The organism is Chryseobacterium sp. 2TAF14, from assembly GCF_052115105.1.
Taxonomy (GTDB): Bacteria; Bacteroidota; Bacteroidia; order Flavobacteriales; family Weeksellaceae; genus Chryseobacterium.
The window spans coordinates 18,843-27,106 of the sequence record NZ_JBFRGA010000012.1 but is presented as its reverse complement, the minus strand read 5'-3'; the positions used below and the strand labels follow the sequence as shown (position 1 = coordinate 27,106).

General features: G+C 34.0%; 6 protein-coding genes. 5 read left to right on the top strand and 1 reads right to left on the bottom strand.

Translation table 11 applies throughout. The annotated features are described in order from the left end of the window. Positions 1 to 128 precede the first annotated feature (128 nt). A complete protein-coding gene (locus AB4Y90_RS03100; RefSeq protein ID WP_441555884.1) occupies positions 129 to 1,280 on the bottom strand; it encodes a hypothetical protein in 1,152 nt (383 codons plus the stop codon). 98 nt (positions 1,281 to 1,378) lie between these two features. On the opposite strand from AB4Y90_RS03100, the gene folE reads away from it, so the two are divergent. From folE to AB4Y90_RS03075, 5 genes are all read left to right on the top strand, one after another. Further along, positions 1,379 to 2,047, top strand: a complete 669-nt coding sequence (gene folE, locus AB4Y90_RS03095; RefSeq protein WP_441555883.1) for a GTP cyclohydrolase I FolE — start codon at positions 1,379 to 1,381, stop codon at positions 2,045 to 2,047. A gap of 12 nt (positions 2,048 to 2,059) precedes the next feature. Further along, positions 2,060 to 2,491, top strand: coding sequence for a DinB family protein (locus AB4Y90_RS03090; RefSeq protein ID WP_441555882.1), 432 nt, complete (start codon positions 2,060 to 2,062; stop codon positions 2,489 to 2,491). Positions 2,492 to 2,614: 123 nt separating this feature from the next. Then, complete coding sequence (cysS, locus tag AB4Y90_RS03085; RefSeq protein WP_441555881.1) at positions 2,615 to 4,081, top strand: cysteine--tRNA ligase; 1,467 nt, start codon at positions 2,615 to 2,617, stop codon at positions 4,079 to 4,081. A gap of 203 nt (positions 4,082 to 4,284) precedes the next feature. Beyond that, on the top strand, positions 4,285 to 5,448 hold the full coding sequence (locus AB4Y90_RS03080; RefSeq protein WP_441555880.1) for a T9SS type A sorting domain-containing protein: 1,164 nt from the start codon (positions 4,285 to 4,287) through the stop codon (positions 5,446 to 5,448). 126 nt (positions 5,449 to 5,574) lie between these two features. Continuing rightward, entirely contained in the window at positions 5,575 to 8,223 is a 2,649-nt protein-coding gene (locus AB4Y90_RS03075; RefSeq protein ID WP_441555879.1) for a 4-alpha-glucanotransferase, read from the top strand. Positions 8,224 to 8,264: the final 41 nt, after the last annotated feature.

Here is an 8,264-nt window from a genome sequence, read left to right as displayed (position 1 = left end):
CTGCATTTTTACTCGATGGGGAAAAGTGATAATATCAAAAAAATAGCTGGAGAATTGTTTTAAAACTAATTTAAAGTTTTACTGATTCTAATAATTTCGGTRCATCCAAAGGATGCACCGAAATTATTTTATAATATCTCGTGCCTCTCAAACTCTTTATTCCGATCAAACAAATACCTGTAAGTTGCCAGTTTTCTGGTGACGGTTGTATCAAGGTTTTCAGCAATTTTTATCATTTTAGGATTGAAATCACCGATCCATTGTAGCTCAGTAGTTTTGAAATCAGTATATTTTCTTAAATGTTGAGTGCCTTCCCAGATCATATAACCTTCCAAACCCTTTCTTTGCCATTCCGGAACAACTCCAAAAACGAGACCTACCATTTTTTCGTTTTTCTTGAATCTTTTAACCCACAAAAATTTCAATTTTTCAATAATCCCAAATTTTCCGTTCAGGTATTTAAACCACTGGTTTAGATCAGGAATATTCATCCACATGGCAACAGGTTTATCATTTTCATACACAAACCRGGAAATATGCTCATTGATGATGGGTTTCATTGTTTTAAACATCTTCAGGGTTTTTGATTCGTCTAAACATTTCCCTTCACCATGTGAAGCCCAGGCTTTATTATAAATTACGGTAAAGTCTTTCGCAAATTTTTCCAGATTATTCTTTTTCATCGGTCTTGCCGAGATCTCAGGGTTTTTGCTGTGTTTTGCATGCATCACAGTAAAAACTCTAGAAACTTCCGCAAAAATAGGTCTTGAGAAACACAATTGTTCAAAATAAACTTTGAACCCATAATTTTCAAAAAGCTCTTTGTAATAAGGGAAATTATAATTCATTCCATACAAAGGTTCGATATAGCCTTCCGAGAGAACTCCCCAAAATTTATCACGTTCCCCGAAATTGATTGGTCCGTCCATCGCTTCAATTGCTCTTTCCTGAAGCCAGTTTTTACAATGATTAAAAATAAAATTGGCAGTTTTCTGATCATTGATACAATCAAAAAAGCCAATTCCGCCAGTCGGTTGATTCTGTTCGTAAGATTTATTGATAAAAACGGCAATTTTTCCTACAGTTTCAGATTTATTTTTAAATAAAAACCTTACACATTCTCCGTTTTTATAAAATTTATTTTTTTCAGGGTTAAAAATCTCGTTGATGTCTTTGTCTAAAGGTCTGATATAATTTTTGTCATGCTGATAAAGTCTTGCAGGAAAATCTAGAAACTCCTTTTTTTGATGGGTATTTTGTACTTCTTCAACAGTGATCATAACTTTTTAGCAGAATAAAACCGAAAGGTAATATTTTTCAGTATAAATTGAAATACCCGAAAAGATTTTATCCGTATTTTTGTTGAAAATTATTTAAAATGGTTGATTTTACCGATAACGATGATGATATTTTTACAGGAAAAGAGCACACGCCGATCCGTAAAGATGCTTTTGAGAAATCGCCACAGGAGAAAATAGAAAAAATTACCGAACTTTTTGGCGAGATTATGGAAACATTAGGTCTTGATATGACCGATGATTCTTTGAAAGATTCTCCGAAAAGGGTTGCGAAAATGTATGTTAACGAAATTTTCGGAGGTTTACTTCCCGAAAATAAACCCGGAATTTCTACCTTTTCAAATAAATATAAATACCGCCAAATGTTGGTAGAAAAGGATATTACTGTTTATTCTTTTTGCGAGCATCATTTTTTACCAATTATTGGAAGAGCGCATGTTGCTTATATTTCAAATGGTGAAGTAATTGGTCTTTCAAAAATCAACAGGATTGTAGATTATTATGCTAAAAGACCGCAGGTTCAGGAGAGACTGACAATGCAGATCGTGGATGCTCTAAAAGAAGCTTTGGGAACAAAAGATGTCGCTTGTATTATTGATGCTAAACATCTTTGCGTAAACTGCAGGGGAATAAAAGATACGGCAAGTTCTACGATTACGGCAGAGCTGAGTGGGATTTTCAGGACCAATCCTATTACCAGACAGGAATTCCTTCATTATGTAGGAAGTCATGCAAAACTTGATTATTAATTAAGATAAAATATGGATTATCTCATTCTCAAGAATATTGTAAACGAAGAACTTCAGAAGTTTGAAAATATTTCTGAAGAAGATTGGTCGTATAAAATTTCTCCTGAAAAATGGTCGAAAAAAGAAATTTTAGGCCATCTTTGTGATAGTGCTTTATCGAATATCAGGAGATTTGTAATCACTCAATATAAAGAAAATGAGAATATTGTTTATGATCAGAATTTTTGGGTAAAAGCTCAGAATTATCAGAATGTTCCGACTTCAGACATTATTAATCTTTGGAAATTTCTGAATTTTCAGATTGTAAATACGGTTGAAAATATTCCTGATGAAGCTTTGCAGAGAACCTGCGATATGACAAAAACTGAGCCTCAGATTTTTACATTAGAGTATATTATTAACGATTATATTGATCATTTACAACATCATTTAAAAGCTATTTAAGTAATGATAAAATTTAAAAAAGTTTCAAATCAGATTTTCATCACAACCATTATTTGTTGTGACAGAATTTGTTTTATCTAATTTTTGAATCTTAAAATCATTAAATCTTTTAATTAAAAATAAATGCAACTAAAAATATACAATTCGCTTACTGCGGAAAAAGAAATTTTTAAACCAATTTTAGAAGGAAATGTAGGAATGTACGTTTGCGGACCGACCGTTTACAGCAACGTGCATTTGGGAAATGTGCGAACTTTCCTTTCTTTCGATTTTATTTACAGAAGTTTGATGCATCTTGGCTATAAAGTAAGATATGTAAGAAATATCACTGATGCAGGTCATCTTACTGACGACGGAGACGTAAATAACGACCGTTTTGTAAAGCAAACCCGTCTTGAAAAATTAGAACCGATGGAAATTGTGCAGAAATATACTGTAGATTTTCATAAGGTTTTAGATCTGTTTAATTTACTGCCGCCGAATATTGAACCGACTGCAACAGGCCACATCGTAGAGCAGATCGAATTGACTCAGAAGTTAATTGAAAAAGGTTTCGCTTACGAAAGCAATGGTTCTGTTTATTTTGATGTGTTGGAATATAATGCAAGAGGTTTGAATTATGGCGAGCTTTCAAAACGTAATATTGAGGAACTTTTTGCCAACACAAGAGATTTAGACGGTCAGGGTGAAAAGAAAAATCCTCAGGATTTTGCATTATGGAAAAAAGCTTCTCCGGCGCACATTATGCGTTGGAATTCTCCTTGGGGAGAAGGTTTTCCGGGATGGCATCTTGAGTGTACAGCGATGAGTACAAAATATTTAGGTGAAACTTTCGATATCCACGGTGGTGGAATGGATCTTAAATTCCCGCACCACGAATGTGAAATTGCACAAGGAAAAGCCTGCAACGGAGCTTCTCCGGTAAATTACTGGATGCATGCAAACATGTTAACGATGAATTCGCAGCGTATGAGCAAATCAACAGGAAATTATATTTTACCGATGCAGTTGGTTTCCGGTGAGAACGATTTTTTTGAAAAGCCTTTTCATCCTGCAATTGTTCGTTTTTGCTTTTTACAGGCGCACTACAGAAGTGTTTTAGATATTTCTAATGATGCTATGTTGGCAAGTGAAAAAGGTTTCAGCAGACTGATGGAAGCTTTGAAAATTGTTTCAGGCTCCGGACTTCAGGTTTCGGATGCATCATCGTTTGATCTGAAAGCCTGGAAACAAAAATGTTATGATGCATTGACAGACGATTTCAATTCGCCCATTCTAATTTCACATCTTTTTGAAGCGGTTAGTTTTATCTTTAAATTAAAAGATGGAAAAGAAACTATTTCGGCTGAAGATTTAGAAGATTTAAGATCAGCTTTAAATGCTTTCGTTTTTGATGTTTTAGGTTTACAGAATATCGAAGAAAATAATAATGAAAAATTAGACCAGACTTTGCAGGTTTTAATTGAGCTGAGAAATCAAGCAAGAAAATCTAAGAATTTTGACCTTTCAGACCAGATCAGAGATAAACTTTTAGCAGAAGGAATTGAATTAAAAGACGGTAGAGACGGTACAACTTACGTTTTGAACTAAAGAAAATTTTTCAATTTATATCTCTCGCAGATTTTAAAGATTACGCAGATTTTTTACAAATAATTATCTGCCCAATCAGCAAAATCTGCGGGAGTTTTTTTATGCATTTTAGTAAGTTCCAAATTTTAGAAATAATTTTTAAAAGAAATTCAAAAATTGTTTAACTTAGTAAGGCTAAAACAATTACAAATAAAAATTTATATATGAAAAAACATTTATTCCCTATTATCTTATTATTACTTGGAAATACAATCAATGCGCAGCAGGATTTTTTTGCACTGGCTGGGAAAGATTCTCCGAGAATTGAGTTTAATGATTTCCGCGCGATGAATTCAGACGGAACTTCGGGGCAAAGTATTTTTGGTGTTTCTTCTGAAGCAATGGTTACCTCTCAATCCAGGAAAACTGTGATTACTGAAGACAAAAATTCTTACAACCACGCTCAGTCAATGTCTTTGGCGGCTTTAGCTTTTGACTCTTCGGGTAATAATTTGGTGTACATGCCGATGTTTTCTTCTAACATCTATGTTTTAAATCAAAAAACAAAAGAAATTACTTTAATTGAAAATACCGTGGCAAGAGTTACGTCTTGCGATATCAACTCGCATATTACAAGAATGGCGACCGGCTATGACGGAAATATTTATGCCATCAATAATTCAGGAACACAATTTATTCAAATCAGTAAAAAGAATAATCAATACGTTGTAAACGATCTTGGAATTATTCAGGATGATGCATCGAACGGTAAAAATTCTTTTACTGCAATGGAAACCGGTTTTGGCGGTGATATGATTGCCGATGCAGATAACAATTTCTACGTTTTTTCTGCTTCGGGAAATGTTTTTAAAGTTTCAACTAAAGAATTAAAAGCAAAATTTGTAGGTAAAATTAATGGTTTGCCGGAAGCATATTCTGTAAATGGAGCCGCAGTAAATTCTAAAGGAAAAGTGGTAATTGCAAGCGCAAAAGGAGCTGCTTTATATGAAGTAAGTCTTAGTGATCTTGAAGCAAAACAACTTCCCGGTGAGCAAAACCTGCATATTTATGATCTGGCAAGCAAATATTTTGCAAATGACAGAATTGCTGCTGTAAATGCTTTGGCAAATATCGATGTTTACCCAACAAAAGTTGATGATCAAACCATCACGGTAAATTTAAATGATAAGGCAATAAAAGGAAATATAAAGCTTACTGTTTTTGATATTTCGGGGAAAGCGGTAATGTCGACAACTTTGTCAGTAAAAGATGGAAATCTTAATCAGCAAATTCACCTCAGAAACATGGTGACAGGAGCTTATCTGGTAAATATCACAGAAGAATCCGGGAAAAGCTTATTGTCGAAGAAAATTTTAGTAACCAAGTAAATTGACTTTTTTATAATATTTAAAACCTTTTCTCTTTTGCAGGGGAAAGGTTTTTTTAATGAATATTTGATATTGCAACAATGCATTTTACAATTTTTAGCCGTATTTTTAATGAAATTTGCACCAATGAAATTATATTTTAATATCGAATACCACACGAAAAACGGAGAAAAACTTGAATTGGCTATTAATGAAAAAGATTCTGTTGCCCGAAGTTATACGATGTTTCATACCGGAAATGGTTTGTGGAAATGTGAGGTAGATTTTTTTTCTAAATCAATTGCTTACAAATATCAGCTTAAAGATGAAAAAGAGAATATTTTACGTGAAGAGTTTGTTCTGCATTGTCTCAACTTTCCTCACAACTATAAAGAGTTTTTAATTTTTGATGAATGGAACAGCAAAAACTTTCCTGAAAATTATTTAAATAATAAAATTCTCAGAAATAAACTCATTCAATTGGTTCCACTAAAAATTTCGGTTTTAAAAAAGCATACGCATTTATTTAGGCTGGAAGCGCCAATTTATAATCCTGACTGGGAAATTGTCTTAATAGGAAACACTCCTTCTTTAGGAAATTGGAGCTATGAAAATTCACTTCGTTTGTCACAGACCGATTTCGGAATTTGGGAAGCATCTGTCGATATTCCGGAAATTCAGCTTATACAATATAAATACGCAATTTTTGATACCAAAAAAGGAGAAGTAATTGATGTGGAAAATGGCGGGAACCGATCAACAGATCCTAACCCGCAAAAAGATGTACTGCAGATTGTATCAAACCATTATTTCAGGTTTAAATCTTACCAGATGTATCACGATGCCGGTGTTGCCGTTCCTGTTTTTTCTTTGAGAACAGAAGATGGTTTCGGAGCGGGAGAATTTTCAGATTTAAAAAAACTGGCAGATTGGGCAGACAAAGCGTCACTGGGAATTATTCAGATCTTGCCGATTAATGATACAACAGCCAATTATTCATGGACAGATTCTTACCCTTACGCTGCTGTTTCTGTTTACGCTTTACATCCGCAATACATTTCAATTGAGGATCTGGATTATGATTTACCTAAAGAACTAGTTGATGAATATCAGTCAGAAAAATCAGAATTAAACTCATTAGATTTAATTGATTACGATAAGATGATTTCTGCAAAATGGAAGTATCTTAAAGCTGTTTTTAAAGCCGAAAAAGAGAAAATTTATAAAGACAGAAGTTTTAAAAAATTTATTAAAGATAACGAAAAATGGCTTTTGCCGTATGCTGCATTTTGTGTGTTGAGAGATAAATACAAAACGCCAAATTTCAAAGAATGGAAAACTCATAAAAAATATATTGCTGGTAAAATTGCCCCGTTTTTTTCAGCTAAAAATAAAGATTACGATGCTTCGATGCTTCATGCCTGGGTACAGTTTCAGCTTCATAAGCAACTGGAAGATGCTGTAGATTACATTCACAGTTTGGGAATTTCTTTAAAAGGAGATTTGCCGATCGGAATTTATAGGTATTCTGTAGAAGCATGGACGGAGCCTGATCTATTCGGGATGGATTTTCAGGCAGGTGCTCCGCCTGATCAGTTCACCGAAATCGGGCAGAACTGGGAATTTCCGACTTACAATTGGGAAGCGATGAAAGCCGATCATTACAGATGGTGGAAAAACAGGTTTAAAGCATTAGAAAAATATTTTGATGCCATGAGAATCGACCATATTTTAGGGTTTTTCAGAATATGGAAAATGCCAATTTCTGCAACTCAGGGTATTTTGGGATATTTTTATCCTGCCATTCCGGTGGTTTCTGATGAATTTAAAGCAAGACACATTCCCTTTGATTTTGAAAGATATTGCAAGCCTTTCATCAATGATGAGATCTTATGGAAATATTTTGGTGAGGCAACTGTCAAAGCTTTAGAGTTTATCGATAAAAATCCTGACGGAACGTATCAGTTTAAAGAAGAATTTGACACTCAAAGAAAGCTCTCTGATTATTTTAAAAGTAGAAAGGAAAATATTTCCGAAAAACTGATTTCACTTTGTGCCAATGTCTTGTTTTTAACGGAAGAAAAAAATGGCGAAACTGTTTATCATCCGAGATTCAATGTTTTTAAAACAGAGTCTTACCAATATCTTTCAGATTGGGAAAAACAGTCTGTTTATGAGCTTTATCAGGATTATTTCTTTAAAAGGCAAGATTATTTGTGGAAAGAAAAAGCAATGGAAAAACTTCCGGTCATCCTAAATGCAACAGATATGCTGATTTGTGGTGAAGATTTGGGTTTGGTTCCTGATTGTGTGCCCGAAGTGATGGATGAACTTGCGATTATTGCTTTGAAGGTTCAGCGAATGCCTCCCGGAAATCTTCCTTTTTACAATCCTAAAAACGCAGGTTATCTGAATGTGGTTACCGCTTCTTCGCACGACAGCTCTACGCTCCGCCAATGGTGGAAAGAAAATCAGGTTTTAACGCAAACTTATTTTAATCAACAATTAAATCAATACGGAAAAGCTCCTGAAGATTTAAATCCCTATTTAGCAGAAATGATCATGAAACAGCACCTTTACAATGATGCGATGTTAGCGATTTTCCCGRTTCAGGAATTTTTTGCAACGGATGAAAATCTGCTCAATTCGGAGATGGAAAATGAAAGAATTAATAATCCTGCAGTATTTCCGCACTATTGGCGTTACAGAATGCATTTAAACCTTGAAAATTTAACGGAAAATTTAGAATTCAACCAAAAAATTTCAAATTGGATCAATGACAGTGGGAGAGGTTGATTAAAATTATTATACTGAAAATCAATCGTTTAAAAATATTT